Annotated in this window: 22 protein-coding genes; 6 read left to right on the top strand and 16 right to left on the bottom strand. The window is 70.4% G+C overall.

Annotated elements, in window-relative coordinates:
• Nucleotides 1–20: 20 nt before the first annotated feature.
• On the bottom strand, nt 21–2,360 hold the full coding sequence (locus JIX56_RS03185) for a glycosyl hydrolase family 95 catalytic domain-containing protein (RefSeq protein WP_257550708.1): 2,340 nt from the start codon (nt 2,358–2,360) through the stop codon (nt 21–23).
• A gap of 218 nt (nt 2,361–2,578) precedes the next feature.
• Here JIX56_RS03185 and JIX56_RS03180 point away from each other — a divergent pair, with 218 nt between their 5' ends.
• On the top strand, nt 2,579–3,280 hold the full coding sequence (locus JIX56_RS03180; RefSeq protein WP_257537229.1) for a polysaccharide lyase family 7 protein: 702 nt from the start codon (nt 2,579–2,581) through the stop codon (nt 3,278–3,280).
• 10 nt (nt 3,281–3,290) lie between these two features.
• Here the strand turns inward: JIX56_RS03180 and JIX56_RS03175 are convergent, their stop codons facing one another.
• The 10 genes from JIX56_RS03175 to JIX56_RS03130 form a co-directional block, all read right to left on the bottom strand.
• On the bottom strand, nt 3,291–4,001 hold the full coding sequence (locus JIX56_RS03175) for a gamma-glutamyl-gamma-aminobutyrate hydrolase family protein (protein ID WP_257537228.1): 711 nt from the start codon (nt 3,999–4,001) through the stop codon (nt 3,291–3,293).
• The gene (locus tag JIX56_RS03170; protein WP_257537227.1) at nt 3,998–5,488 is read right to left on the bottom strand and encodes an aldehyde dehydrogenase; all 1,491 of its coding nucleotides are present in this window, start codon (nt 5,486–5,488) and stop codon (nt 3,998–4,000) included. The genes JIX56_RS03175 and JIX56_RS03170 overlap by 4 nt, the downstream gene beginning before the upstream one ends.
• 61 nt (nt 5,489–5,549) lie before the next feature.
• Nucleotides 5,550–7,007, bottom strand: a complete 1,458-nt coding sequence (locus JIX56_RS03165; protein WP_257537226.1) for an APC family permease — start codon at nt 7,005–7,007, stop codon at nt 5,550–5,552.
• Nucleotides 7,008–7,212: 205 nt separating this feature from the next.
• A complete protein-coding gene (locus JIX56_RS03160) occupies nt 7,213–7,839 on the bottom strand; it encodes a TetR/AcrR family transcriptional regulator (RefSeq protein ID WP_257537225.1) in 627 nt (208 codons plus the stop codon).
• A gap of 37 nt (nt 7,840–7,876) precedes the next feature.
• Nucleotides 7,877–8,722 carry a fumarylacetoacetate hydrolase family protein gene (locus tag JIX56_RS03155; RefSeq protein WP_257537224.1) on the bottom strand — a complete coding sequence of 282 codons (846 nt, stop codon included), beginning with the start codon at nt 8,720–8,722 and terminating at the stop codon, nt 7,877–7,879.
• Between the two features lie 10 nt (nt 8,723–8,732).
• Nucleotides 8,733–9,683: a 3,4-dihydroxyphenylacetate 2,3-dioxygenase gene (locus JIX56_RS03150; RefSeq protein WP_257537223.1), complete on the bottom strand. Its 951-nt coding sequence runs from the start codon at nt 9,681–9,683 to the stop codon at nt 8,733–8,735.
• Nucleotides 9,676–11,136, bottom strand: coding sequence for an aldehyde dehydrogenase (locus JIX56_RS03145; RefSeq protein WP_257537222.1), 1,461 nt, complete (start codon nt 11,134–11,136; stop codon nt 9,676–9,678). Before JIX56_RS03145 ends, JIX56_RS03150 begins: the two co-directional genes overlap by 8 nt.
• A gap of 98 nt (nt 11,137–11,234) precedes the next feature.
• Complete coding sequence (locus JIX56_RS03140) at nt 11,235–12,047, bottom strand: acetoacetate decarboxylase family protein (protein WP_257537221.1); 813 nt, start codon at nt 12,045–12,047, stop codon at nt 11,235–11,237.
• A gap of 14 nt (nt 12,048–12,061) precedes the next feature.
• A complete protein-coding gene (locus JIX56_RS03135) occupies nt 12,062–13,252 on the bottom strand; it encodes an NAD(P)/FAD-dependent oxidoreductase (RefSeq protein WP_257537220.1) in 1,191 nt (396 codons plus the stop codon).
• Between the two features lie 5 nt (nt 13,253–13,257).
• The gene (locus JIX56_RS03130) at nt 13,258–13,446 is read right to left on the bottom strand and encodes a ferredoxin (protein ID WP_257537219.1); all 189 of its coding nucleotides are present in this window, start codon (nt 13,444–13,446) and stop codon (nt 13,258–13,260) included.
• A 198-nt stretch (nt 13,447–13,644) separates the two neighbouring features.
• Between JIX56_RS03130 and JIX56_RS03125 the strand changes: the two genes are divergently transcribed.
• Both JIX56_RS03125 and JIX56_RS03120 read left to right on the top strand, forming a co-directional pair.
• Nucleotides 13,645–15,000, top strand: coding sequence for a glutamine synthetase family protein (locus tag JIX56_RS03125; protein ID WP_257537218.1), 1,356 nt, complete (start codon nt 13,645–13,647; stop codon nt 14,998–15,000).
• Between the two features lie 20 nt (nt 15,001–15,020).
• Nucleotides 15,021–16,319, top strand: coding sequence for a cytochrome P450 (locus tag JIX56_RS03120; protein ID WP_257537217.1), 1,299 nt, complete (start codon nt 15,021–15,023; stop codon nt 16,317–16,319).
• Nucleotides 16,320–16,367: 48 nt separating this feature from the next.
• On the opposite strand, the gene JIX56_RS03115 is transcribed toward JIX56_RS03120, so the two are convergent.
• From JIX56_RS03115 to JIX56_RS03100, 4 genes are read right to left on the bottom strand one after another with little or no spacing between them, the layout of a single operon-like run.
• Nucleotides 16,368–17,237, bottom strand: a complete 870-nt coding sequence (locus JIX56_RS03115) for a sugar phosphate isomerase/epimerase family protein (RefSeq protein ID WP_257537216.1) — start codon at nt 17,235–17,237, stop codon at nt 16,368–16,370.
• Complete coding sequence (locus JIX56_RS03110) at nt 17,234–18,250, bottom strand: Gfo/Idh/MocA family protein (protein WP_257537215.1); 1,017 nt, start codon at nt 18,248–18,250, stop codon at nt 17,234–17,236. Before JIX56_RS03110 ends, JIX56_RS03115 begins: the two co-directional genes overlap by 4 nt.
• A 32-nt stretch (nt 18,251–18,282) precedes the next feature.
• Nucleotides 18,283–19,704 (bottom strand): sugar porter family MFS transporter, encoded by a 1,422-nt coding sequence (locus tag JIX56_RS03105; protein WP_257537214.1) that lies wholly within the window; start codon nt 19,702–19,704, stop codon nt 18,283–18,285.
• A 9-nt stretch (nt 19,705–19,713) separates the two neighbouring features.
• Nucleotides 19,714–20,664 carry a sugar phosphate isomerase/epimerase gene (locus JIX56_RS03100; protein ID WP_257537213.1) on the bottom strand — a complete coding sequence of 317 codons (951 nt, stop codon included), beginning with the start codon at nt 20,662–20,664 and terminating at the stop codon, nt 19,714–19,716.
• A gap of 254 nt (nt 20,665–20,918) precedes the next feature.
• Between JIX56_RS03100 and JIX56_RS03095 the strand changes: the two genes are divergently transcribed.
• Entirely contained in the window at nt 20,919–21,917 is a 999-nt protein-coding gene (locus tag JIX56_RS03095; RefSeq protein ID WP_257550706.1) for a LacI family DNA-binding transcriptional regulator, read from the top strand.
• Between the two features lie 92 nt (nt 21,918–22,009).
• On the opposite strand, the gene JIX56_RS03090 is transcribed toward JIX56_RS03095, so the two are convergent.
• Complete coding sequence (locus JIX56_RS03090) at nt 22,010–23,014, bottom strand: sugar ABC transporter substrate-binding protein (protein WP_257537212.1); 1,005 nt, start codon at nt 23,012–23,014, stop codon at nt 22,010–22,012.
• A 298-nt stretch (nt 23,015–23,312) separates the two neighbouring features.
• On the opposite strand from JIX56_RS03090, the gene JIX56_RS03085 reads away from it, so the two are divergent.
• Both JIX56_RS03085 and JIX56_RS03080 read left to right on the top strand, forming a co-directional pair.
• Nucleotides 23,313–24,179 (top strand): AraC family transcriptional regulator, encoded by an 867-nt coding sequence (locus tag JIX56_RS03085; protein ID WP_257537211.1) that lies wholly within the window; start codon nt 23,313–23,315, stop codon nt 24,177–24,179.
• A 90-nt stretch (nt 24,180–24,269) separates the two neighbouring features.
• Nucleotides 24,270–25,445 (top strand): FAD-dependent monooxygenase, encoded by a 1,176-nt coding sequence (locus JIX56_RS03080; protein ID WP_257537210.1) that lies wholly within the window; start codon nt 24,270–24,272, stop codon nt 25,443–25,445.

The following is a 25,445-nucleotide window of genomic DNA, read 5'->3' as shown; positions in this document are numbered from 1 at the left end:
TGTGGTCCTGACGGTGGCCTTTACGGCAGTCCCCAGGCCGCGCCCGGCTCGCTGACGGCGACGGGCGCGATGACGAGGTCGGGCCGGGAGCCCGCGTGGACGAGCACCTCGCGGTCCTGGGGCAGGTCGATGGCGAGGGTGCCGTCGCCCAGGTCCTGGGTGCGGGCCGGGGTGCCGTCGTCGAGGAGCACGGTGAGGCGGCCACTGAGTCCGTGCCGGAGCTTGAGCGGCTCGCCCGCCAGGCTCCTGATCCGGATGAACCGGGTCGACCCCGCCTTCCGGACGGCGCTGACCAGGAAGGCACCCTGGGTGCGGAAGTCGTGCAGCGTGACGTCCGCCCAGGCGGACGGGACGGCCGGGAAGACCCGGATCACGCCGCCCCAGCTCTGGCAGAACATGTCGTGCAGCGACTGCGAGGCGGACAGCGGCGTCTCGATGACCGGACCGGCCTCGGTGTAGTGGGTGTTGGCCTGGCAGGGATAGCGGGTGGTGGGGTCGAAGAACTTCCGCAGATACGTGATCGCGGTGTCGCCGTCGCCGGTCATCGCGTACATCGACGCGGCCCCCGTGTAGCTGTAACCCCGGTGCGCGCTGGGCAGGGCCTGCCAGCGGACGACCGACTTGGTGATCAGGTCACGGCTCTCGGGCTGCTCCCAGTTGACGAGGTACAGCGGGTACACCATCAGCAGATGCGAGTAGTGCCGGTGGGACTGCGCGTACGGGGTGTCCGCGCCGATCATGAAGCCGTTGTCGTCGACCGGGTACGGCGTCAGCCGGGCCAGCACCTCCTGCCAGCGCGGGATCAACTCGTCGTCCACACCGAGCAGTTCGGCCGACTCGATCAGCGTCTGGCACCCCCAGCGGATGAGGGCCAGGTCGTAGTTGGTGTCCTGCGGCGGCACGACCGGGTACTCGGGCGAGAGCGTGCTCGGCAGATGCAGCTTGCCGTCGCTGCCCGGGGTGAGGAAGTGCAGGTAGTAGTTGATCGCCCGGCGCAGCACGGGGAAGACCGTGTCGCGCAGCAGGGCCTTGTCCATGGAGTGCCGGTAGGTCAGCCACACGTTGTGCAGTGCCCAGGTGAGGTTGCCGACCTCGGTGCCGCTGCCCGGCCGGCCCACCCCCCGGTTGGCGAACATGTCGGAGCTGCGACCGACGCCGGAGCTGTCCGCGCGGTAGGCGGCGGGCACGTTGGCGATCAGCTGTTCCTGGTTCTGCCGCACGGTGGTGGCGAGTGAGTCGAGTTCCAGGTGGTTGGAGCCGTGGACGAGCCAGTACTCCAGCTGGATGTTGAGGTTCCACCAGACCGCGGGCCACGGCGTCGGCTCCAGCCACGGCCCCGAGGTGGCCATGACGGGGCCGCCCGCGCGGCTGGCGGAGGCGACCTTGTAGAGCTGGATCCAGTGGAAGCTCTGCAGCCGCTGATCGGGGAACGAGACGAAGCTCTTCGGGTAGAAGGCGTGCCACCAGCGCAGGTGCCGCCGCCGGAGAGCGCCGTACGACGCCGCGCGCCGGAGGTGGCGCAACGAGTCGGCCTCGGCGGCGGTGGTCGAGGGCGAGCTGTGCCCGACGCTGAGCAGCAGTTCGTCGCCGGAGCGGCGGTACGCGGTGGCGGTCTGGCCGCCGCCGGTGAGGGGCTGGAGCACCTGCTCGGTGCCGTCGGCGGTGGTGCGCGTCGTCCAGGGCGGGTTGGCGGTGTAGCCGGCGGGCGGGGCCTCGCTGATCTTCCGGGGGCTGATGGCCTCCTCGGGGTGGAAGGTCCAGCTGACCCGTTCGCCGCCCTTGGCCTTCGCGCGGACGGCCAGGACCTCGTCGTGGATGAGGGCGGAGAAGGTGAGGGTGCCGGCGGTGGTCGTGATGGTGCCGGTGAGTTCGGCGTTCCACAGGCTCAGCCGCCAGTCGACGGAGGTGATGGTGCCGACCGGTTCGAGTGTCAGGTGTCCGACCGGCAGTCGGCAGGTGCCCCAGCCGCTGCCGAACTCGGGCCGGTGGTCCTGGACCCGGCCGTGCTGCACGGTGAAGCGGATCTGGTGGGCGCCCGGCTCCTGGTAGATCATGCTGCCGAGCAGCCCGTCACCGAGGAACGGCCCCTCGTACCAGCGGGTGGGCAGCCTCGTCCATCGGAGGTCCTGGTCGCGCAGGAAACCCTCCCAGGAGCGGTCGGTGGTCATGGTGGAGCGGAGTCTCCAGGGGCGTCTGCCGCCTGAGGCCACCGCATCGGCATCGGCGGACGGTGCCGCCGCCGGTAAGGGCTGTCCGGCATGGGCCGTCCCGGGCAGGGCCGCCACCGCCGCTCCGCCCAGCGCGGTACCGAGCACGGCGCGGCGGGGCAGGGGTGAGTGACTCCCCGACTGCGAGGTCATCATCGTCCTCCAGACCTGAAGGGTCATCGATACATCGGGTGTATTGGCGAACCTAGGCAGACTTCGTGTACCTGTCAATGGTCGGGGTGATGGCGAGATTCGACTCAATGCAGGCCGGAATTAGGCTGTGGGAGAGCGGAATTGGGCCCCATGCTCACTTTGGCAACATGGTCCAGACGTTTGACCCCTCCGATGTATTCATTCCGGGAAGGACCCTGATGAAGAGGCGAACCGTCTTACGGGCAGGAGCCGGCGTGCTGGCCGGCGGTGCCGCGCTGACCCTGTCGCACTCCCCGCTCGCCGCCGCCGCCGCGACGGCGGTACCGGCCGCACCGGCCGCCGATCCGACCGACGGCTGGACGCGGACCTCGTTCACGTACAGCTGGCAGAAGCCCTGGAACCTCGACCTGAGCGACCGGCACAGCTACAGCGGTGGCGTCCACCGCATGTGGGTGTACAGCACCGACGAGCCGTTCGAGGAGGGCAACTCCACCGACCCGCGCACCGAGATGCGCTGGAAGAACGACTACACGACGGGCGACCACATGTGGGACGCCGACGTCTACCTCCCGGCCGGCACCGACGGCGCGTCCTTCGTCCAGACCTTGCGAACCCGCCGCCCCTCGGGCACGCCGGCCACCGACATCATGCTCAACGCCTACAACACAGGCGGCGGCACCGTGCGGCGCTACGACGGCACGGTGCTCAAGACCAACGCGTACGACACCTGGTTCAACGTGAAGATCGCCCACGAGGCGAGCAGCGGGACCGGCACCATCAAGGTCTACTTCGACGACTCCCTCGTCCTCACGGTCGACGACCGGGGCCCCGCCACCCGCTACTTCAAGAACGGCGTCTACCACCACGGCTCCGGCCGCGCCGAGGCCCGCTTCCGTAATATCGCCTACTGGACGCGGTGACCTGTGCGGGTCAGCGCCGGTCCGCGGCGGCTCGTACGAGGGCGTCGAAGAGGCCCTGTTGCGCGGGGTCCTCGTGGGCGGTGTCCTCGGGATGCCACTGGACGGCGGTGAACCACCCGGCCGCTCCGGGGAGTTCGAGTCCTTCCGTGGTGCCGTCGGCGGCGCGAGCGGTGACCTCCAGGCCCGCGCCGAGGCGGTCCACCCGCTGGTGGTGGTAGCAGGACGCCTCCACCTTCTGCGCGCCGGTGGCCTGCTCCAGCAGGGTGCCGCGCCGGATCGCCACCGGGTGCACGAGGTGCCGGTGTTCCCGTTCCGGGCCGCCCATGTCCTGTTCCAGGGTGCCGCCGAGGGCGACGTCGACGACCTGGAGGCCGCGGCAGACCGCCAGCAGGGGCAGGCCCAGGTCCAGGGCGCTGCGGGCGACTTCGAGGTCGAAGGAGTCCTGGACGTCGTCGACGTCGTAGACGCTGGCGTGGACACCTCGCGCTCCGTAGCGGTGGGGGGCGAGGTCGCCGCCGCCCGGGAGGAGGACGCCGTCGAACCGGGCGAGGCGGGACGTGACGTCTCCGGGAGCGGGGTGAACGGTCGCCGGTTCGCCGCCGGCTCGCCACACCGCCTCGATCAGGGCGCGGGCGTTGACCTCGGCGGCGTACCGCAGCGCCGAGGTCGTGGCGGAGAAGCGGGCCGGAACGGCGATCAGCGGTCGCGGGGGCGTGGTCACAGCTGGATCCACGTGGTCTTGAGCTCGGTGTACTTCTCGATGGCGTGTACGGACTTGTCGCGGCCGTTGCCCGACTGCTTCATGCCGCCGAAGGGCACGGTCAGGTCCCCTTCCTCGTAGCAGTTCACCCACACCGTCCCGGCCCTGAGCGCACGCGAGACCTTGTGCGCGGTGGACAGGTCGGAGGTCCACAGGCCGGCGGCGAGGCCGTACTCGGTGGCGTTGGCGAGCCGTACCGCCTCGTCCAGGTCGTCGAAGGTGAGGACGGACAGGACGGGGCCGAAGATCTCCTCGCGGGCCAGCCGCATGCCGGGGTCCACTCCGTCGAAGACGGTCGGCCGCAGATAGCTGCCGCCCGTGTCGGCCAGGGTGCGACCGCCGCCGGCCCGCAGCCGCGCGCCCTCGTCGAGTCCGGTGCCGATGTGGTCGAGGACGCGCTCCAGATGGCTCTCGCCCACCAGCGCGCCCATGTCGGTGGCCGGGTCGAGCGGGTCGCCGACCCGCAGCTCCCCGGCCCGGGCCACGATGGCCTCGGTGACGCGTTCGGCGACGGAGGAGTGCACCAGGAGCCGGGAGGGGGCGGTGCACATCTCGCCCTGGTTGAAGAAGATGCCCCAGGCGGCGGTGGCGGCGGCCTTCTCCAGGTCGGGGGCGTCGGGGAGGATGATGTTCGGCGACTTGCCGCCCAACTCCAGCCAGACGCGCTTGAGGTTGGAGTCGGCCGCGTAGCGCAGGAAGTGTCGGCCGACCGCCGTGGAGCCGGTGAAGGCCAGGACGTCCACATCGGGGTGCAGTCCGATCGCCCGCCCGGCCACCGGCCCGTCACCGGTGACGACGTTGAGCACGCCCGGCGGCAGACCGGCCTCGGTGGCGATCCGGCCCAGGAGCAGGGCGGACAGCGGTGCGTTCTCCGACGGTTTGAGTACGACCGTGCAGCCCGCGGCCAGCGCCGGGGCGACCTTCCAACTCGCCAGCGTCAGGGGGAAGTTCCAGGGGACCACGGCGCCCACGACACCCGCCGGCTCCCGGGTGATCAGAGCCAGGGCGTCCGGCGCGGTGTGCGGCGACTCGTCGGTGAGTTTGTCGGCCAACTGCCCGTACCAGCGGAAGGTGTTGATCGCGGCGCGCAGTTCGATGTCGTGCGCTTCCGTGAACGGCTTGCCCATCTCCAGGGTGATGGTCAGGGCGAGCTTCTCCCGCTGCTCTTCGAGGAGTTCGGCGACGCGGAGCAGGGTCCGGCCGCGGTCGGCGGGTGCGAGGCGGGGCCAGGGCCCGGAGTCGAAGGCGCGGCGGGCGGCTGCCACGGCGAGGTCGACCTCGGCGGCGCGGGCGTCGGCGACCTCGACGAGTGTCCGACCGTCTCGGGGCGACACGACGGCGAAGGAGGCGCCCCCGCCCGGCTCGTCCGTCCCGTCGATGTGGTGCTGGTCGGGCAGGTCCAGTTCCTTGGCGCGACGGAGCAGGGCGTCGTGGGCGAGGGCGGGCATCAGCTCACCTCTTCTTCTCGGTTCTTCTCGGGGGTTCGAATCGATGACGGTGGGCGGGCGGTCAGCCCGTGACGGTCTGCCCGCGCCGGGTCAGCCGGGCCACGACGAGGCCCAGGATCAGCACCACCGGGACGGTCAGCTGGAGCCACATCGCGGTGCTCTCGTCGCCGCCGATGAGCGTGGTGAAGTTCGCGATGATCAGCCAGATCGCCCCGGCGATGCCGAGCGCGCCCAGGATCGGTGCGATCAGCGTGTTCCAGGGCCGGGTGTCGGCACGGGAGCGGCGGAAGAAGACGACCACGGAGACGGAGGTCAGGAAGTACAGGAGCATGATCCCCAGTACGGCGACTCCGCTGAACCAGGAGAAGAGTGTCAGCACCGGGTCCTTGCCGAGGAGCGCGAACGGCATGACCAGGGCCGCCGCGATCACCGTCTGGACGATGCCGGCCGCCCAGGGGGAGTGGCGCCGGTTGAGCGTGGTCAGTCCGTGGGGCAGCAGACCTTCGCGGCCCAGGGAGAACAGATAGCGGTTCGCGGAGTTGTGGAAGGCGAGGATGCCGGCGAACAGCGAGGTGGCCAGCAGGATCGGCAGCACATCGCCGGTCCACGCGCCGAACCGCGCCGCGATGGGGGCGAAGACCCAGGACGAGGCATCGCCGCTCTCCAGCGCCTTGCCCGCCTCCGCGGTGGCCCGGGACGCACCGTGCGCGGAGACCAGCATCCACGAGGTGAAGGCGAAGAAGCAGGTGACCACCAGGACCGACAGATAGGTGGCGCGCGGGACCGTCTTTCTCGGCTCCCGGGCCTCCTCGCCGTAGATGGCGGTCGCCTCGAAGCCGAACATCGACGCCACGGCGAACATCAGCGCCACACCGGGTGCGCCCTGGAGCGCCGCGTCCGGCGAGAAGCTGTCGGCGAAGCCGAGCCCCTCGGGGCCGCCGCCCTGGACGAAGGTCACGAGGGCGAAGACGATCAGGATGCTGAACTCCGCCAGGACGAACACGGCGAGCACCTTGGCGCCCATCTCGATCCCGGCGGCGCCGAGGACCTGGACGACCACCATGGTGACCAGCGCCCAGACCCACCACGCGATCTGTACGCCGGCGTAGTGTTCCACCAGGCCGCTCACCGTCGCGCCGTACAGCCCGTACATCGCGGCCTGGATCGCGCAGTAGGCGAAGAGCGCGACGCCGGCGCTGCCGGAGCCGGTCGAGCGGCCCAGCCCCCTGCCGATGTACGTGTAGAAGGCGCCGGCGTCCACGACGTGCCGGCCCATGGCGACGAAGCCGATGGAGAACAGCAGGACCACGACGCCGGCCGCGAGATACGCGGCGGGCGCTCCGGCCCCGTTGCCGATGACGACGGCGATGGGGACGGCTCCGGCGATGCCGGTCAGCGGTGCCTGGGCGGAAAGGACGAAGAAGAGGATGCCCAGGACGCCGAGGGAATCGGGCTTGAGCCTGCCTGCGGGGGATGGGTCTTGTGTGCTGTGCGGGGCGACCGCCGTCTGACTGTCCACTCGGATCACCTGTCGGGGACGGGGAGGGATGGATTCGTTTCAGCCCAAACGAGTTGCCTTATCGTGGGCTCGAACTATCCGTTTGGCAAGGGGCTGCGGGAAGATTTCCGCAGGCATTCGGGAACCGGACGAGACCTGCGGCGGCACCACGGCGAAAGGCCCCGGACACCGAGCGTCCAGGGCATTGAAATGCGCAGGTCAGACGCTATTCACGGGCCTCGTCGGCGGTGTCGCCGTCGGCGTCGAGCAGCCTCAGCAGGGAGCGCAGCTCCGCCAGGGCCGCGTCGGTGACCTCGGGCTCGCCGAGGACGAGCTGATGCAGCACCAGACCGTCGAGCGCGGCGAAGACCAGCCGGGTCAGCGCCTTGTCCGCACCGGCCGGCAGCATACGGCCCAGCTCGCGCTGGGCCGCGTCGAAGTACTCGTCGTACAGCTCACGGATCTGCGGCAGCAGCTCCGGCCGACGGCGGGACTCCAGCAGCAGCTCGTACTGGAACGCCTGGGTGTCCGGATCCGCCGTGACCATGTCGGACACCCCGGTGGAGAAGTCCGCGACCCTGCCGGTGCCCGGTTCGAGGGAACTCGTGCTCAGCGAGGTGCGGATCGTGTGGGCGAGGGCCTCCTCGATCAGGGCGTCACGCGACCCGAAGTGGTGCACGACCAGACCGTGGGTGACCCCCGCCTCCTCCGCGACGGCCCGGTAGGTGAGCTTGCGCAGTCCGCCCCGCGCCACCACACGCACGGCGGCGTTCAGCAGGGCCTCACGCCCCTCGCCGTAGTGCAGACGCCTACGTGGCTTGCGGCTCTCGGAGGCGTCGGCGGAGTCGGTCATGCGGGTGACCCTACCTGCCCGTCTCCGCACCGGGAGGTCACCGCTGGGGCGGGCGGATGCCGCGGAACTCCCAGTCGCCGCCGAGGGCCGTGGACAGCACTTCCTCGGACTCCGTGGGCTGCGCGCCCACATCGGTCCGTACGGGCGTGGGGCCGGTGACGATGTGGTTGGTGAGCCGGCCGAGGCCCTCCACCTCCACCTCGACGACGTCACCGGGCTGTACGGGCCGGGAGTTGGCCGGGGTGCCGGACAGCAGGACGTCACCGGGGTGGAGGGTGATGGTGCGGGCGATGTCGGCGACGAGATAGTGCATGTCCCACTTCATCTCGTCCGTCGAACCGTCCTGGACGACCTCGCCGTTGACGTACGTCCGCAGCCGCTTGCCGTGGAAGTCCCAGTCCGTGACGAGTCCCGGCCCGAGCGGGCACAGGGTGTCCGAGCCCTTCACCCGGAGCATCGAACCGGCGTCGGTGTCGCGGAAGTCGTGCAGACCGTAGTCGTTGGCGATGGTGTAGCCGGCGATGTACCCGCCCGCCTCGGCCGGGGAGATGTTGCGCGCGGTCCTCCCGATGACGATGGCGACCTCGCCCTCGTAGTTGAGCCACTTGCAGCCCTCGGGGCGGACGATGGCGCCCTGGTGCGAGTTGAGGGACGACGTCGGCTTGTGGAAGTAGGTGGGCGTCTCGGGGAGTTCGATCCGGAACTCGTCGACGCGGCTGCGGTGGTTGAGGTGGACGGCGATCACCTTCGACGGCACGACCGGCGGAAGGTGCCGCGCCTCCTCGGTCTTGACGCGGCGGCCGTCCCCGGCGACCAGTTCGTCGCCGTCGACGGTGACCTGGACGGCGGCCCCGTCCAGGAGGATGCGGCGGTATTCGGGCATGGCGGGTCTCCTAGAAGCGAGTGGGGGGAGTGCGCGGGGCGGCGGCCGGAGCCGCCTTGATACCGTCGCCGGTCCAGCCGACGGCCGGCCGGTCGAACCAGAGATGGACCTGTCCGGTGCCGATGGAGTTCTCGTACTCCCCGTACTGCCGGGCCTTGGCGACACAGGACCGCTCGCCCAGCGCGCCCGCCAGCATCAGATAGTGGAAGAACTTGGCCTCCGGCCTGTACTTCCAGAACTCGTCCATCGTGTCGAGGACCTTGTCGTGGCGGCCCTCCTTGAACCAGCCGATCCGCTCGTGGTCGGCCGCGCGGGCCTCGGGTGTGAAGATGTGCGCCGGGTCGCTCGCCTCGTGGTCGCGCAGCTCGCGCAGCGGCCAGAAGGTGTGCGACAGCGCGCCCGAGGCGATCAGCAGCACCCGTCGCCCCGGAGTGGCGGCGATACCGTCGGCGAGCGCCCGCCCCAGCCGCAGATGGTCCTCCATGTCCCCGGTCTGGCAGACCCCGATGGTCACCCACCGCTTGTCGGGCAGACCCTCGCCGAGGAACTTCCAGAGGTTGATCGTGGCGTAGTAGATCGGCAGGTACTCGTCCTCGATCGCGGTGATCCACGTGCCGTGCTTGTCCGCGAACTTCTCGATGTTCAGGGCGAGTTCGGGGTCACCGGGGAAGTCGTACGGCATCCGGCACATCCCGCGCGGCAGCTCCTCGGAGGTGAAGAGACCGGCGCGGCGCGCCTGCGCGGTGACGACGAACTCGACCGTCGTCGCCCAGTGCGAGTCGAGGACGACCACGGTGTCGTATGCGTTGGCGGCATCACGCTCGAAGACGTCCTCGCGGAGCTGCTGGAGCCCGGTGACGAGGGTGATCTCCTTGCCCTCGTTGAGCTCGAGCCGGTCGGCCTCCGGCAGGACGATGGTGGGGACGTGGGCGAGGAGTCCCGCCCCGACGATCTCACCCATGGTGGTTCCATCCGTTCGGTGCGGTCACGGTGTTCTTGAGGTCGCAGTAGAAGTCGAAGCTCCAGGTGCCGCCCTCCCGGCCGACCCCCGACTGGCGGGTGCCGCCGAAGGGCGCCCGCAGATCGCGTACGAAGAAGCAGTTGACCCAGACGGTGCCCGCGACGAGCCGCGCGGTGACTCTTGCGGCGCGCTCGGGATCGCCGGTGGCGAGTGTGGCGGCCAGCCCGAAGCGGGTGTCGTTGGCGAGCCGGACCGCCTCGTCCTCGTCGGTGAAGGTCTGGAGCGTCAGGACCGGCCCGAAGACCTCCTCCTGCACGATCTCGGAGTCCTGGGCGACATCGGTGAGCAGCGTCGGCGCGTAGTACTGCCCGTCCTTCCGATGCCCCCCGATGACCGCACGGGCCCCGGCCGCCACCGCCCGCCGCACGAACCCGTCGATCTTCTCCAGCTGCCGGGGATGGATGGTGGGCCCGATGTCGGTGGCCTCGTCGCGCGGATCGCCCTGGACGAGCGTGGCGGCCTTCTCCACGAACCGCCGGGTGAACTCCTCGGCGACCGACTCCTCGACCAGGAACCGCGTCGCCGCCAGACATACCTGCCCCGCGTTGTCGTACTGCTCCACGGCGAGGTCCACGGCGAGGTCCAGATCGGCGTCCGCGAACACCAACAGCGGGGACTTGCCGCCGAGTTCGAGGCTGAGCGGGGTGAGATTCGGTGCCGCCGACCCGGCGATCCGCTGGGCCGTCGGCACGGACCCGGTGAAGCTGATCCGCCGCACGTCCGGATGCGAGGTGAGCGCGTCACCGATCTCCGACCCGTACCCCTGCACGACATTGAGCACCCCGGCGGGCAGCCCCGCCTCGGCGGCGATGTCCGCCAGCAGCGACGCGGTGAGCGGCGTCCACTCGGCCGGCTTCAGAATCACGGTGTTGCCTGCGGCGAGGGCCGGGGCGACCTTCCACGTGGCCAGCATCAGCGGCGCGTTCCACGGCGTGATCAGCACGGACGGCCCCGCCGGATCCCAACTCACCTGGTTGGTGTGCCCGCGCGTCTCGAAGTCCTCGTGCTCCAGCGTCAGCAACCAGTCCGCGAAGAACCGGAAGTTGTGCGCGACCCGAGGCATCACGCCCCGCCGGTGCGAGCGCAGCAGAGCACCATTGTCGTTCGTCTCGACCATCGCCAACTCTTCGAGCCGCTTCTCGACCCCGTCGGCGATGGCGTGCAGGATGCGGGCGCGTTCGGCACGGGGGGTGGCGGCCCAGGAGGGGAACGCGTCCCGGGCAGCGCCGACCGCGGCCTCGACCTCCCCCGGCCCACCGCGAGCGATCTCACCGAGAACACGACCATCGATGGGGGACACATCAGTGAACGTCCCGGCGGAGGCGACCCGCCGGCCGCCGATCCAGTGCCGGGTGTCGACGGAGACTCCGGCGACGGTGATTTTGTGAGCCATAAGAAGGGTGTTCCTTTCCGGCGAAGAGGACTGCGCCCACCCAGGGGCGCGGGGAACTGCGCGACCAGCCACAACGAACCCGCAGCGGCCCACGAACCTCACTCGGCAGACGCTTCCGACGACCTGGACTCCAACAAGCGCCCGCCGTCCCAAACGACCCCCACCTGGCGGTAATACGCAGCGATCGGCTCACGAATCTCCAAGCGGGCCAACTCCTCCGTAGGCGCCTCGAAAAGCTCCAACTCCGCGTCACCGACCCACGGCTGCCCGCCCTCGAAGTCGGCCGCCCCGGACTCGATCAACTCGTCCAGCGCCAGCCCCTTCCCTTTCTCGATGGACGGCAGCCACCGGTGATGAGCCATGGCATGCCCGTTCACGAACCCGTTCGTCTCCGACGGCTCCCGAAGCGTCACCACGGCCTGGGCCAGCCTCCGATCCGCAGCCGCCAACGTCGCCCCGAACCGAGCCCCCGCCGCAACCCGCGGAGCGGCCCCGTAGGGATGGGGCCGCGTCTGGTGGATGGACCCGAGCTTCTTCGGATACCCCTGGTGCAGCCCCCGGGCGATCGCGAAGTCCTTGTCGACCCAGATGTAGACGCACCGCGAGTACGTCCGCCCCTTGTACGCGCAGCGGACGACCGCGAAGGCCTCCTTGTACTGGGAGAGCACGGGGTCGAGCAGCTCCGCGCCCGACGCCGAGCAGGACTGCCAGTCGGCCCAGATGAGGGCGACCGCACCGGGGTCCTCGTCGGCCAACTCCAAAGGCTCCGGCAGCAGTTCACGCACCCGCGCGGGATCCGTGCGGTACTCGACGGTGAGCAGGTCGCCCGAGTAGCGCCACGGGGGAGCCGGAATCAGCGACGAGGCGCCGCTCGCCGTCTTGGGGTGGAGGTATCCACGGACACTGGTCATGGTCAGGTGGTTCCTTACGCGGTGAGGGCGGGCTGCTGGAGCAGTTCGGCGCGGTAACGGGCCGCGGCGGACACGGCGGCGGGGCCGCCGAGCGCGACGACACCGACCAGCCGGCCGGCGTGGTGGTAGCCGACCAGGACGTCCGCGGCCGGGTCGCCGTCCAGGACGCGTACGTCGTCCCGGCCGAGCGCGGGCGCGCCGAAGGACTGGAGCCGGAAGTCGTGCTGGTCGCTCCAGAAGGTGGGCAGCGGCGCGAAGGGCGCCGGCTCGGCGCCGGTGAGGACCTTCGCCGCGTGCTTGGCGGTGTCCGTGGGGATCGACCAGTGCTCGACCCGGCGCGGCACGCCGTCGTAGCGGGCGTTGGGGAAGCGGGCGACATCGCCCACCGCGACCACGTCGGGCCGCCCGCCGACCCGCAGTCGCCCGTCGGTGAGCACCCCGTCGGTCAGGTCCAGCCCGTTGCCGTCGAGCCATTCGGTGTTCGCGAGCGAACCGACCGACTCCACGACCACATCGGCGGGCAGCACGGTCCCGTCGCCGAGCACCACGCCCGTGACCCGGTCCTCGCCCTCGAACCTGGCGACGCCCGTGCCGAGCGCGAAGCGCACCCCGCGCTCCTCGTGCCGCCGGAGCAGCGCGCGCCCGAGGAGTTCGCCGAGCGGGCCGACCATGGGCAGCGGCAGCGGATCGACGACGGTCACCTCGGCGACACCGAGTCCTACGGCGGTGGCGGCCACCTCGCAGCCGATGAATCCGGCGCCCACGACGACCACCCGGACACCGGGCCGGGTCAGCTCCTCCCGCAGGCCCTGCGCGTCGGCGAGGGTGCGGACGGTGTGGCGGCCGGCGAGCGGGCCGGGGCAGCCCAGCCGCCGGGGCCGCATACCGGTGGCGACGACCAGACCGTCGTACGAGAGCTCCGACCCGTCGTCGAGTACGACGGCCCGCTCGGCGAGGCGGGACGCGACGACCTTGGTGCCGAGGCGCCACTCCACGTCGGCGACGCTCGCGCGGGGGCGGAAGGCCAGCGACTCGAAGGGTGCCTTGCCGGCCAGGACCTCCTTGGAGAGCGGGGGCCGGTTGTAGGGCATGTGCGGCTCGTCGCCGACGAGGGTGATCGCCCCGGTCCAGCCGGCCGAGCGCAGCTGCTCGGCCGCGCGCAGGCCCGCCATGGAGGCACCCGCGACGACCATGCGTCCTGTCATGGGACTCAGCCCTCGATCCGGATGGCCTGGAGCGGACAGACGTCGGCGGCTTCCTCGACCTCGTCGAGCAGCGCGTCGTCGGGGTCGTCGACGTAGGCCAGACGCCCGTTCTCGTCGAGCTGGAAGACGTCGGGGGCGGCGAAGACGCACTGTCCGTGGTCCTGGCACTTGTTCATGTCGACGACGACCTTCATGGCCGGTCCTCCTGGGAGTCAGGGCGTCGGGATGGGGGGAGAATGCTCGTTTGGCTTCAAACAACATAGGAAGTCGCCTCCCCCTGGTCAATACCTGTCCAGGTGGATAATTTTTCCCTCCCCGACCCCTTGCGGGCCGATGAAGTCGTTCTTATCGTTTGGCATCAAACAGTCGACCTAGCCGCCGAGGAGACCACGGTGAGCGCATCCGAAACACCGGCCGTCGGGCAGCACCAGGAGCGGCTGGCCGCCGAGGGCATCGACGTGGTCCGGGTGACCTATCCCGATCTCCTCGGCACCGACCGCGCCCGGGACGTCCTGCTCGACCACCTGCCGACGGCGTGCGAGCACGGCCTCGCCTTCTGCCGGGCCGTCTACCACACCTCACCCCAGGGGGACGTCGTCCCCGTGCCCGGCGGCCTGGACGCCGGTCTGCCCGACATCACCGTGCGCCCGGACCTCGACACCCTGGTCGCCCTGCCCTGGGAGCCCGGGGTCGCCTCCTGTCTCGGTGAGACCGTCGACCCGGCCACCGGGGCACCCGCCCCCGAGTCGCCCCGCGACCTGCTGCGCTCGGTGCTCGCCCGCTGCGCCGAGCAGGGCCTGCGCCCGGTGGTCGGCCCCGAACTCGAGTACTTCCTCTGCGACGAGGACCCGGCCTCCCCGAGCGGCTGGAAGCGCTACTCGGGCGCCACCGGCGTCGTCTACACGGCAGGCCTGCGCGCCGACCCCGACAACCATCTGCTGCGCACCCTGCGGCAGCTCCGCGACCTGCGCATCGGCGTCACCACCGGCAACCACGAGTTCGACGGCGGCCAGTTCGAGATCAACCTGACGCACTCGGAGGCCCTGTCGGCCGCCGACCGCTCCTTCCGCTTCAAGGCCGCCGTCAAGGAACTCGCGCGCAAGGAGGGCCGCCTCGCCACCTTCATGGCCAAACCCTTCAACGACGCGGGCGGCTCCGGCTTCCACCTCCACCTGTCCTGCGACGACGAGCAGGGCCGCAACTCCTTCGACGACCCCTCGGGCCAGTACGGTCTGTCCGGCACCGCCCGCCACGCGATCGCCGGCGTCCTCGCCCACGCCCCGGCCCTCGCCGCCCTCGCCAACCCGACGGTCAACTCCTACAAACGCTTCGGCCGGGACACCCTCGCGCCCTGGCTGATCGACTGGGGGCTGGACAACCGCAGCGCCATGCTCCGTGTCCCGCCCGAGCGCGGCTCCGGCGCCCGCCTCGAACTGCGGCTCGGCGACGCCAGCGCCAACCCCTATCTGCTCATCGCGGGCACCGTCGCCGCCGCCCTGCTCGGCGCCCGGGCGGGCGAGGAACCCCCCGCCCCGCTGGAGGGCTACGGCTACGACACCGCCCGCGCGGCCGTGCTGCCGACAAGCCTGTCCGCCGCCCTCGACGCGCTGGAGGCGGACACCGCCCTGACCGAGATCCTCGGCAAGGACTTCACCACCTCGTACCTCAGCTACAAGCGCGACGAGGTCGAACGCTTCCAACGGCATGTCACCGACTGGGAGTTCACCGAGTACGCCTACCACCTGTGAAGCCCGGGAGAACCAGCCCCATGACCACTTCCGCCCCCACCCCCTCCGTCAGCGAAGCCATGCGGGAACCCCTGCCGCTGGACGACGTGGACCTCGCCGACCTCGACAACTTCACCGACGGCATCACCCCGTGGCGCATGTTCCACACCCTGCGCCACCAGGACCCGGTGCACTGGCAGCCGGAGGAGGCCCCCAACTCCGGCTTCTGGGCGGTGACCCGGCACGCCGACATCGCCCGCGTGGACCGTGACGCGGAGACCTTCACCTCGACGAAGTTCGTCAACCTGGAAGAGGTCGACGAGGACCAGATCAAGAAACGCGCCTCCGTCCTGGAACTGGACGGCGTCCGCCACCGCGCCCTGCGCAGCGTGATCCAGCGCCAGTTCGGCGCGAACGTCATCAACAGCTACACCGACTTCCTGCGCGGCCTCACCGCCACCACCCTCGACGCGGCCCTCGCCAAGGGCACCTTCGACTTCGTCGCCGACATCTCCGCCGACTTCCCCATCAACGTCCTCGCCCGGCTCCTCGACGTACCCCCGGAGGACAACCAGCGGCTCATCGACTGGGGCAACCGCATCATCGGCAACACCGACCCCGACTACGCCGACGTCCTGCTGAACAGCGCGGAGAGCGAGCAGTACCGGCATCTGCCGTTCCGCTCACCCGCCTCCCTCGAAGTCTTCGAGTACGGCCGCGAACTGGCCCGGCAGCGGCGTGGCGGCGACGGCACCGACCTGGTGTCGAAGCTGGTGAACACCACCCCGAAGGACGGTGTGCCGCTCTCGCCACAGGACTTCGACAACTACTTCCTGCTCCTGGTCGTGGCCGGCAACGAGACCACCCGCCACACCATCACCCACTCGATGCTGGCCCTGCTCCAGCACCCGGAACAGCTCGCCCGCCTCCAGGAGGACCCGTCCCTGATCCCGGTGGCGACGGAGGAGTTCCTGCGCTGGGCGTCCCCCGTCTACCACTTCCGCCGTACCGCGACCCGTGATGTCGAACTCGGCGGCAAGCAGGTCAAGGAGGGTGACAAGGTCGTCATGTGGTACGCCTCCGGCAACCGCGACGAGGAGACCTTCGGCAACCCGTACGACTTCGACGTCGCCCGCGCCGACAACGACCACGTCACCTTCGGCAAGGGCAGCCCGCATCTGTGCCTCGGCAATCTGCTGGCCCGCACCGAGATCCGCATCATGTTCGAGGAGCTGATCCCGCGCCTCGCCGGCATCCGCCTCGTCGGCGACGTCCCGCGCGTGCGCTCCAACTTCGTCAACGGGATCAAGAAGCTGCCGGTCGAGGTGAGCCTGGCCTGACGCGGACTCGGGCACGGCGGGGGAGGACGCCGTGCCCGAGCCGCGCTTTCAGCGGGCGAGTTCCTTGGTGATGCGGTCCAGCATGAACGCGGACGACTCCTTCGCCCGCTCCTCCCACGCGAAGACGCAGGCGGTGGCCACACCGTCGAAGTCCAGCTCGCGCAGGGTGCCGAAGAAGGTGTCCCAGTCGACCTCGCCCTGGCCGATGTCCAGGTGCTGGTGGACACGGGCGGTCGTGCCGGGCGGGTTGAGGATGTAGCGCAGCCCGCTGGAGCCCTTGTGGTTGAAGGAGTCGGCGATGTGTACGTGCTTCAGCTTGTCGCCGGCGTAGCGCATCATCGCCGCGATGTCCGCGCCCACCTCCGAGGCACCCGACAGGTGGAAGGAGTGCGGGGCACAGTAAAGGTAGTTCACCCAGGGCTCGTTGATCGCGCGGACGAGATCGACGGCCGGGGTGTTCTCCTCGCAGAAGTCGTCCGGGTGCGCCTCCAGGTTCAGCGCGATGCCCTCCCGCTCGAACAGCGGCAGCAGCTCCTCCAGCGAGCGCCAGAACGCGGCCTCGCTCTCGGCGGCGCGTTCGGGGCGGCCGTTGAACTCCGAGTTCATCAGCGGACATTCGAGGTCGGCGGTGATCTCGATCATCCGCTTCCAGTAGCGGACGGCGGCCTGCCGCTCGGTCTCGTCCGGTGAGGACCACTTGTAGAGCGGCAGCACGGAGGACAACCGCACGCCGTGTGTGCGCAGTGAGGTCTTCAGTTCCGCGATGCGCTCGTCATCGGCCCGTGGATGCAGGAAGAACGGCATGAAGTCGTCGCGCGGCGACAACTCGATGTGCTCGTAGCCGAGTTCGGCGACCGTGCGCACCATCTCGTCGATGGACAGCGCGCGGAACATATAGGGGTCGAGGGCGATCTTCACGCGATGCCTCCGTAGAGTGCGGGCCGGGGCTTGAGGTCGGTGGCGACGACGCGGCCCGATTCCAGGGCCTCGACGGTCGCGCTGGTGATGACGGTGGCCGCGTAGCCGTCCCAGGCCGAGGGGCCGGTGGGTTCGGCGCCGGCGGCGACGCCCGCGATCCACTCGCGGAACTCGGTGTCGAAGGCGTCAGCGAACCGGCCCACCCAGTCGGTGAGCACCTCAGTGCTGTGCTGCCCTGCGCTGCGCAGGCCGACCGAGGCAGGGTCGGGCAGCCGGACCAGCCCCTCCTCGCCCACCGCCTCGCACTGGATGTCGTAGCCGTACTGGCAGTTGACGAAGACCTCCAGATCGATACGGACACCCTTGGCGGTCTCGAAGAGCATGATCTGCGGGTCCTTGAGGTGGGCGAACCGCTTGCTCGTGGCGCGCGGGGTGACCACCTGCGCGGAGACGATTTCGTCGTCGAGCAGCCAGCGCAGCACGTCCACCTCGTGCACCGCCGTGTCCAGGGCGGCCATGGAGGACGTGTACGACTCCGGCACGGTCGGGTTGCGGTGGGCGCAGTGCACGATCAGCGGCTCACCGATGCGACCGGAGGCGATGACCTGCTTCATCTTCCGGTAGCCGGCGTCGTAGCGGCGCATGAAGCCGACCTGGACCAGGCGGCGGCCCAGTGCCGTCTCGGCCTCGACGATCTTCAGACAGTCCTCGGCGGTCGTGGCCAGCGGCTTCTCGCAGAACACCGGTTTCCCGGCGGCGATCGCGTTCAGCACGTGTTCGGCGTGGGTCGGGCCCCACGACGTCACGAGAACGGCGTCGACGTCGTCCGCCGCGATCAGGGCCGTGCCGTCGGGCAGCACCCGGGCACCGACCGGCGCCGCCGCCTCCTCGGCCCGGGCGGCGTCGATGTCGGTGACCGCGGTGACGCGGGCGCCCGTGACGGTGTCGGTGAGACGCCGGATGTGTTCCTTGCCGATCCAGCCGGCGCCGATGACGCCTACACGTACGGTCATGGTCGTTTCCTTGGATCCTTGGAGGGAGAAGGTCAGGAGAAGCGCGCCCGGAGTTCGGCTTCGAGGGTTTCCAGCGAACGCCCCCGGGTCTCGGGGACGTAGAGCTTCACGAAGGTGAGCGAGAAGACGCCTGCCACCACGAAGAGGAAGAAGGTGTTGGAGACACCGATCCCGTCGACCAGGGACGGGAAGACGAGGCCGATCAGGAAGTTCGTCAGCCACAGCACCACCGCCGCGACACCCATGCCGAAGCCGCGCATCCGCATCGGGAAGATCTCCGACAGCATCAGCCAGGTCACCGGGGAGATCGCGCCCTGCTGGAAGGCGAGGAAGGTGACGGTCATGGCGAGCACGGCGTACGCGCGGCCGTCGCCGGCCGGCAGTGCGAGGGAGAAGATCCCGATCAGCAACAAGGCGGCTGTGGTACCGATCTGACCGGTCATCAGCATCGGGCGGCGGTTGACCCGGCCCAGCAGCCAGATGCCGACGAAGGTGGCCAGCACCGAGATCACGCCGTTGGCGATGTTCGCGGTCAGCGCGCTGTCGGCGGCGAAACCGGCGTCGGTGAGGATCTGGGTGCCGTAGTACATGATCGTGTTGACGCCCGTGATCTGCTGCACGATCGCGATGCCGAACCCGACGAACATCAGCCTGCGCACCCACGGCGTGGCCCTCATGTCCTGCCAGCCGCCCAGCTTCTGCTGCTCCTCCTTGACCGCGAGCGCGGACACCTCGCTCAGCTCGGCCTCGGCCCGCTGCCGGGACCGCACCTGCTTGAGCACGTCCAGCGCCTCACCGAAGCGGGTCTGGGAGGCCAACCAGCGCGGGCTCTCCGGCATGACGAGCATGCCGAACCAGAGCACGACGGCCGGGAGAGTGGCGAGCACCAGCATCCAGCGCCAGACACCGCCGGACTCGCCGCCCACCCGGGCGATGATCGCGTTGGAGGTGAAGGCCAGCAACTGCCCGGTCACGATCATCAGTTCGTTCCGGGTGACCAGCGCGCCGCGCCGCTCGGCGGGGGAGACCTCCGCGAGGTAGACCGGCACGGTCACCGACGCGCCACCCACCGCGAGGCCGAGGACGAACCGAGCCACGACCATGACCGCCGTGTTCGGCGCCAGCGTGCAGCCCAGCGCGCCGACGAAGAACACCACAGCGAGGACGAGGATCGTACGGCGCCGTCCTCGCGTGTCCGACAGCCGGCCACCGGTGACCGCGCCCAGGGCCGCGCCCAGCAGCAGCGAGCTGGTGACCATGCCCTCGGTGACCGGGGTCAGCCCCAGGTCGTCGGTCATGTACGGCAGAGCGCCGTTGATCACACCGGTGTCGTAGCCGAAGAGGAGTCCGCCGAAGGTGGCGATGAGCGTGATGAGCCGCAGCCGCCGCGAGACGGCCGGCGGCGCGTCGTCCGTGACCGTGGTGGCGGATGTCGTGCCGTCTTTGACAGCCATGGGCCGCTCCTACCGTTCGAGGGTGGGACGCCGGGTACCCGTCAGGCCGCAGCCCGACAGATGCTCACGGGTGCGTACGGCGATGGGCAGCGGAACCTCGGGCGCGCACGGGTAGAGGTCCTGCTCGACGATCACGAACAACTCGGCGTCCAGCCTGGCGAGTTCGGCCACGACCTCGGCCGGGTCGGGCACCCCGGCCGGAGGCGACACGCACACGCCCCGCTTCACGGCCTCGCCGAACGACAGGTCCTCGGCGGCCACTTGGGCGAGGATCGCGGGGTCCATCTGCTTGATGTGGACGTATCCGACGCGCTCGCCGAACCGGCGGATCAGGTCGAGGTTGTCGCCGCCGCCGTAGGCCACGTGCCCGGTGTCCAGACAGAGGTTGGTCCAGCGGGAGTCGGACTCGTTGAGCAGCCGCTCGATCTCCGGCTGGGTCTGGATGTGGCTGTCGGCGTGCGGGTGGACGACGAGCCGTATGTCGTACTCGTCGAGCAGCAGCCTGCCGAGCCGGTCGGCGGCCCGCCCGAACCCGGCCCACTGCTCGGCGGTCAGCTCCGGCGACTCCGTGAAGGCGCCGGTCTTCTCGTCCCGGTACATCGGCGGGATGAGGACGAGGTGGTGAGCGCCCGCGGCCGCCGTGAGGGTGGCGACCTGCCGGACGTGGGCGAGCATGTCGTCCCATGCTTCCGGCCGGTGGAGGGCGCCGAACGCGGTGCCGCCGGAGACCTGGAGGCCGCGAGCGTCGAGTTCCTCCTTCAGCCGCCTCGGGTCGGTGGGGAGATAGCCGTAGGGGCCGAGCTCCAGCCACTGGTAGCCGGCCTCGGCCAGCTCGTCGAGGAAGCGGGTGTGCGACACCTGGTGCTCGTCCTCGGGGAACCACACGCCCCAGGAGTCGGGGGCGGAGCCCAGGCAGAGGTTGCCCGCGATGGTGCGGAGCGGTGTTGGCGCCGTTGCCATGACGTGTGTCCTTCGCGAGAGGGGCAGGGACGACCAGGAAGTATCGCGCTCTACTAGCGCGCTCTAGTTCGAGTACGATGACCCCTGTCCAAATGTCATGTCAATAGCCTGTTGCCGGGAGATTTCAGGACCGCGGCCTGGGGCTGTACCGCGACCTGGGGCTGTCCTGTGTGATCCGCCGGGCAGGCCCTAAGGTGGGCGGCGATCGGAGGGTGGGTTCACAGGTGGATGCATCGGGCAAGCAGCGGCCCACGATGGCGGACGTCGCCGCGAAGGCGGGCGTCTCCCGGGCGCTCGTCTCGATCGTGTTCCGCCACCAGCCGGGAGCGAGCGACGAGACCCGGGAGCGGGTCCTGCGGGTCGCCGACGAGATCGGCTACCGGCCCGACAGCGCGGCCCGGCTGCTGGCGCGTGGCCGCAGCCGCACGCTCGGCGTGATGTTCACCGTCCAGCAGACCTTCCACACCAACCTCATCGAAGGCATCTACCCCGAGGCCGAACGTCTCGGCTACGAGGTCCTGCTCTCCGGCGCCACCCGGGGCCGCAGCGAGGAGAAGGCCGTCGAGGCGCTGCTCAGCCACCGCTGCGAGGCCCTCATCCTGCTCGGCTCCTTCGCCGAGCCCGACTTCCTCGAAGCCCTGGGGCGCCGAACCGTCGCCGTCTCCGTCAGCCGCCGGGTCCCCCACGCCCACGTCGACTTCGTGCACTCCGCCGAGGGCAAGGGTGTACGGCAGGCGATGGACCACCTCGTCGAGCTGGGGCACCGGCGGATCGCGCACCTCGACGGCGGCCGGGGTCCCGGCTCGGCCGAGCGGCGGCGCGCGTACCGGGCGGCGATGCGCCGCCACGGCCTGGAGCCCGAGGCGCGGGTCATTCCCGGTGACCACACGGAGGAGTCGGGCATCGAGACCGGCCGCCTGCTCCTCGCGGAACGCGACCGGGGGCAGCCCCTGCCGACGGCCGTCCTCGCCGGCAACGACCGCAGCGCCATGGGCCTGTTGATGTCCCTGACCCGGGCCGGTGTCGAGGTGCCCCGCGACCTGTCCGTCGTCGGCTACGACGACAGCCACCTCTCCCACCTGATGCCGATCGGCCTGACCACCGTCCGCCAGGACGCCGTACTCATGGCGGAACACGCGGTGCGGTTCGCGGTGGAGCGGCTGGAGAAGCCCGAACTGGAGCCGCGCGAGGCCGTGTTGGAGCCGAAGCTCGTGGTGCGGGGGAGCAGCGGGGCGGCGCCGGAGGGGGCATAGCCCCAGGCCATGGATCATGGGAGCGTCCGGCACCGCGTGTGCGATGCCGGACGCTCCAGGCGGTGCCATCGCGCTGATACGGGCCGCAGCGGTCAGCGGGTGCCCTTCGCCGCGAACTCGGCTACGTCGTCCACGTTCTCCTTGGTGATGAAGGCGGGGCCGGTGAGGACGGGGGCGGTGCCGCCGCCGCTGAAGTTGCCGTTGGTCTTGTGGAGCCACAGACCGTCGACGGCCAAGTAGCCCTGGAGGTAGGGCTGTTGGTCGACGGCGAACTCGACATCACCGTCCTGGACGGCCCGCACGAGGTCCTTGTTGAGGTCGAAGGTCGCGACCTTGGCCTCACTGGCCGCGTCGGACACCGACTGCACGGCGGTCAGCGCGATCGGGGCGCCCAGGGTGACCACCCGGTCGATGGACGAGTCCTGCTTGAGCTTGGCGGTGATCGTCGACTTCACGGAAGGCATGTCGGTGCCGTTGACGTAGAGGATGTCGGTCGTGCCGCCGAAGCCCTTCTTCAGGCCGGCGCAGCGGGCCTCCAGGGCGACCTGCCCCTGCTCCTGGATGACGCACAGGGCGTGCTTGGCGCCCGCCTCGTCGAGGCGTTCGCCGAAGGCCTGGCCCGCGATGTTCTCGTCCTGGCCGAAGTACTCCAGCATGCCGAGTTCTTTCCAGTCGTCGACGCCGGAGTTGAAGCCGACGACCGGGATGCCCGCGGCCGTGGCCTTCGCGACGACGTCCTTCATGGCGTCCGGCTTGGCGGCGGTGAGCGCGATACCGTCGACCTTCTGGTCGATGGCGTTCTGCACGAGGTTGGCCTGGTTGCCGGCGTTGGGGTCGGCGGAGTAGACGAGCTCGATGTTGTCCTTGGCGGCCGCCGCCTGGGCGCCCTTGCGGATGAGGTCCCAGAAGGTGTCGCCGGGGGAGGCGTGGGTGACCATGGCCACGGTCATGCGGGGGGTGTCGGCCTTGCCCGCGGCAGCGGTGTCCCCGCCCTCCTCGGACTCCTTTCCACCGGAGCTGCTGGAGCAGCCGGCGGCGAACAGGGCGCCGGCCAGAAGGGTGGCGGTCAGAGCGGCGACTCGATGGTGTCTGTGCATGTCCCTCGCACCTCGCTGTGCTGGTCAGGGTGGGTATGCGGACCTGTGGCCCGGCCACTGGCGCGCTTTACTAGTGCGCTCTAGTGGCATGACTATGGAGCCGCCCATCGGTGATGTCAACGGGTTTGTCAGGACGTCTCAACAAATCACGGTCCTGCTCGCGTCAGGCTCCTGCCGGAGCCAGGACGTCGGCACGGCCCGCCGGGACTTTCGTACCCGACCGGAGCGGGCACAGGATGTCGGGTCCGGCAGGGTGGTTCCTTCCTAACGTGGGTGATCGGAAGGGAAGGAGGCCGGGGTGCTGGAGCGGCTGAACCAGGCCATGGAGCACATCGAGCGCCACCTCGATCAGCGGATCGAGGTGGCCGACCTGGCACGGATCGCGGTGACGTCGGAGTACCACCTCCGACGGCTCTTCTCCGCGCTGGCGGGCATGCCGCTGTCGGAGTACGTCCGGCGCCGGCGGCTGACCGTCGCGGGCGCCGAGGTACTGGCGGACGAGCGGACGCTGCTGGAGATCGCGGTGCGCTACGGCTACGGCTCGGGGGAGGCGTTCGCGCGGGCGTTCCGCGCGATGCACGGCGTCGGTCCCGGGGAGGCCCGGCGGACCGGTGCGACGCTGCGGTCCCAGCCCCGGATGTCCTTCCGACTCGTCGTCGAAGGGAGCAGCAGCATGCGCTATCGGGTCGTGGAGAAGGAGGAGTTCCGGGTGGTCGGGAGGAAGGCTCGGGTCCCCCTCGTGCACGAGGGGATGAACCCGGCGATCGCCGACTTCATCCGCGGTATCGGCCAGGAGACGCTACGACAGATCGAGAGCCTGTCCGATCAGGAACCGGAGGGGATCGTCGCGGTCAGTGACAAGCTCGACGACAGCCGAGCCGAAGGGACCGAACTCGACTACTGGCACGGCGCGGTGACCCGCGCCGCCGTGCCCGAGGGCATGGACGCACTCACCGTGCCGGCCGGGACCTGGGCCGTCTTCGAGAACTCCGGGCCGTTCCCGCAGGCGCTCCAGCATCTGTGGCGCGACGTGTTCACCCAGTGGTTCCCTTCGAATCCCTACCGGAGCCGCCCGGGCCCCGAGATCCTGCGGACCCGGCTGTCGCAGGACGCGGCACAGGCGGACGCGGAGCTGTGGATTCCGGTGGAACGCACCCCACTCTGAGCGGGGGCGCGGCGGCTTCGGGTCGTCGCGCGCCTGCCTCAGGTCGTCGTCCGCCGGTAGCGTGAAGGGACGTCGACCTGAGGTGGGGGCATGAGGGCGATCGTCGTGGGTGCGGGTATCGGGGGACTGGCCGCGACCCTGAGCCTGCGTCGCGCCGGGTGCGAGGTGACGCTGGTCGAACAGACACCGCGCTTCACCGAGATCGGCGCGGGAATCCAGCTCGCGCCCAACGCCACACGGGTACTGCGTCGACTGGGTCTGCTCGACGCGGTCGTCGCGCGGTCCACCCGACCGTCCCGGCTGAGCTTCCGTACGTGGTCCGACGGCGGCGAGATCTGCCGCTACGCGCTGGGACGCGAGGCCGAGGACGCGTTCGGGGCGCCGTACCTCCAGGTCCACCGGGCCGATCTGCACCAGGCCCTGGCCGCCGCGGTGCCGCCCGAGTCGGTGCGGCTGAACACCGCGGTCGTGGGCATCGGACAGGACGACAGGTCCGCCCACGTGACGACCGCCGGTGGCGAGCGCCTGGAGGCGGACCTGGTCGTGGCCGCGGACGGCGTGCGGTCCGCGGCCCGCCGGTGGCTGTTCGGCGCGGACGAGGCCCTGTTCTCGGGAACCGCCGCCTACCGGGCGCTGCTTCCGGCCGACAAGGTCGCCGATCTGGACCTGCCGGAGTACGCGCTCTGGCTCGGACCGGGCCGGCACTTCGTGCACTACTGGGTGCGTCGCGGCGAACTGCTCAACGTCGTGGGCGTCATCGGGGCGGAGAAGGCGCGGGAATCCTGGACCGCCCGGGCCGAGCCGGGGGAGCAATTGCGGGCCTTCGACGGGTGGGACCCCCGGGTGCTCACCGTCCTCGCACGCACGGGGACGGTGTTCCGCTACGGCATCCACACCCGCGCCCCGCTCGCCCGCTGGAACATCGGGCGCGTGACCCTGCTCGGCGACAGCGCCCACGCGATGGTGCCCTTCCAGGCCCAGGGCGCGGCACAGGCACTCGTCGACGCGACCGTGCTCGGCGACACCCTCACCGGCGCGACACCGGCCGACGTACCCGACGCGCTCGACCGGTACGTACGCCGACGACTGGCCACCGCCACGAAGGTGCAGGCCAGTTCCGCGCGGGCAGGCGAGGACTACCACCTGCCGGACGGACCGGAGGCGCGGGCACGGAACGCCCGCCTGGCCGCCCAGGCGGCCCGGAACGAGTTCGGCCCCCATGCGGCCGCGTGGGCGGTCGACGCCCTTGACGAACAGGCGTGGTGA

Source organism: Streptomyces sp. CA-210063, from assembly GCF_024612015.1.
Classification (GTDB): Bacteria; Actinomycetota; Actinomycetes; order Streptomycetales; family Streptomycetaceae; genus Streptomyces.
Note: the sequence above shows the minus strand (reverse complement) of the source record. Positions and strands in the feature narration are given on the sequence as shown.

Coding starts and splice junctions, on each gene's coding strand:
- JIX56_RS03185 (WP_257550708.1), bottom strand. CDS start 2,360: ATGACCTCGCAGTCGGGGAGTCACTCACCCCTGCCCCGCCGCGCCGTG.
- JIX56_RS03180 (WP_257537229.1), top strand. CDS start 2,579: ATGAAGAGGCGAACCGTCTTACGGGCAGGAGCCGGCGTGCTGGCCGGC.
- JIX56_RS03170 (WP_257537227.1), bottom strand. CDS start 5,488: ATGCCCGCCCTCGCCCACGACGCCCTGCTCCGTCGCGCCAAGGAACTG.
- JIX56_RS03160 (WP_257537225.1), bottom strand. CDS start 7,839: ATGACCGACTCCGCCGACGCCTCCGAGAGCCGCAAGCCACGTAGGCGT.
- JIX56_RS03155 (WP_257537224.1), bottom strand. CDS start 8,722: ATGCCCGAATACCGCCGCATCCTCCTGGACGGGGCCGCCGTCCAGGTC.
- JIX56_RS03150 (WP_257537223.1), bottom strand. CDS start 9,683: ATGGGTGAGATCGTCGGGGCGGGACTCCTCGCCCACGTCCCCACCATC.
- JIX56_RS03145 (WP_257537222.1), bottom strand. CDS start 11,136: ATGGCTCACAAAATCACCGTCGCCGGAGTCTCCGTCGACACCCGGCAC.
- JIX56_RS03140 (WP_257537221.1), bottom strand. CDS start 12,047: ATGACCAGTGTCCGTGGATACCTCCACCCCAAGACGGCGAGCGGCGCC.
- JIX56_RS03135 (WP_257537220.1), bottom strand. CDS start 13,252: ATGACAGGACGCATGGTCGTCGCGGGTGCCTCCATGGCGGGCCTGCGC.
- JIX56_RS03130 (WP_257537219.1), bottom strand. CDS start 13,446: ATGAAGGTCGTCGTCGACATGAACAAGTGCCAGGACCACGGACAGTGC.
- JIX56_RS03120 (WP_257537217.1), top strand. CDS start 15,021: ATGACCACTTCCGCCCCCACCCCCTCCGTCAGCGAAGCCATGCGGGAA.
- JIX56_RS03110 (WP_257537215.1), bottom strand. CDS start 18,250: ATGACCGTACGTGTAGGCGTCATCGGCGCCGGCTGGATCGGCAAGGAA.
- JIX56_RS03105 (WP_257537214.1), bottom strand. CDS start 19,704: ATGGCTGTCAAAGACGGCACGACATCCGCCACCACGGTCACGGACGAC.
- JIX56_RS03100 (WP_257537213.1), bottom strand. CDS start 20,664: ATGGCAACGGCGCCAACACCGCTCCGCACCATCGCGGGCAACCTCTGC.
- JIX56_RS03095 (WP_257550706.1), top strand. CDS start 20,919: ATGGCGGACGTCGCCGCGAAGGCGGGCGTCTCCCGGGCGCTCGTCTCG.
- JIX56_RS03090 (WP_257537212.1), bottom strand. CDS start 23,014: ATGCACAGACACCATCGAGTCGCCGCTCTGACCGCCACCCTTCTGGCC.
- JIX56_RS03080 (WP_257537210.1), top strand. CDS start 24,270: ATGAGGGCGATCGTCGTGGGTGCGGGTATCGGGGGACTGGCCGCGACC.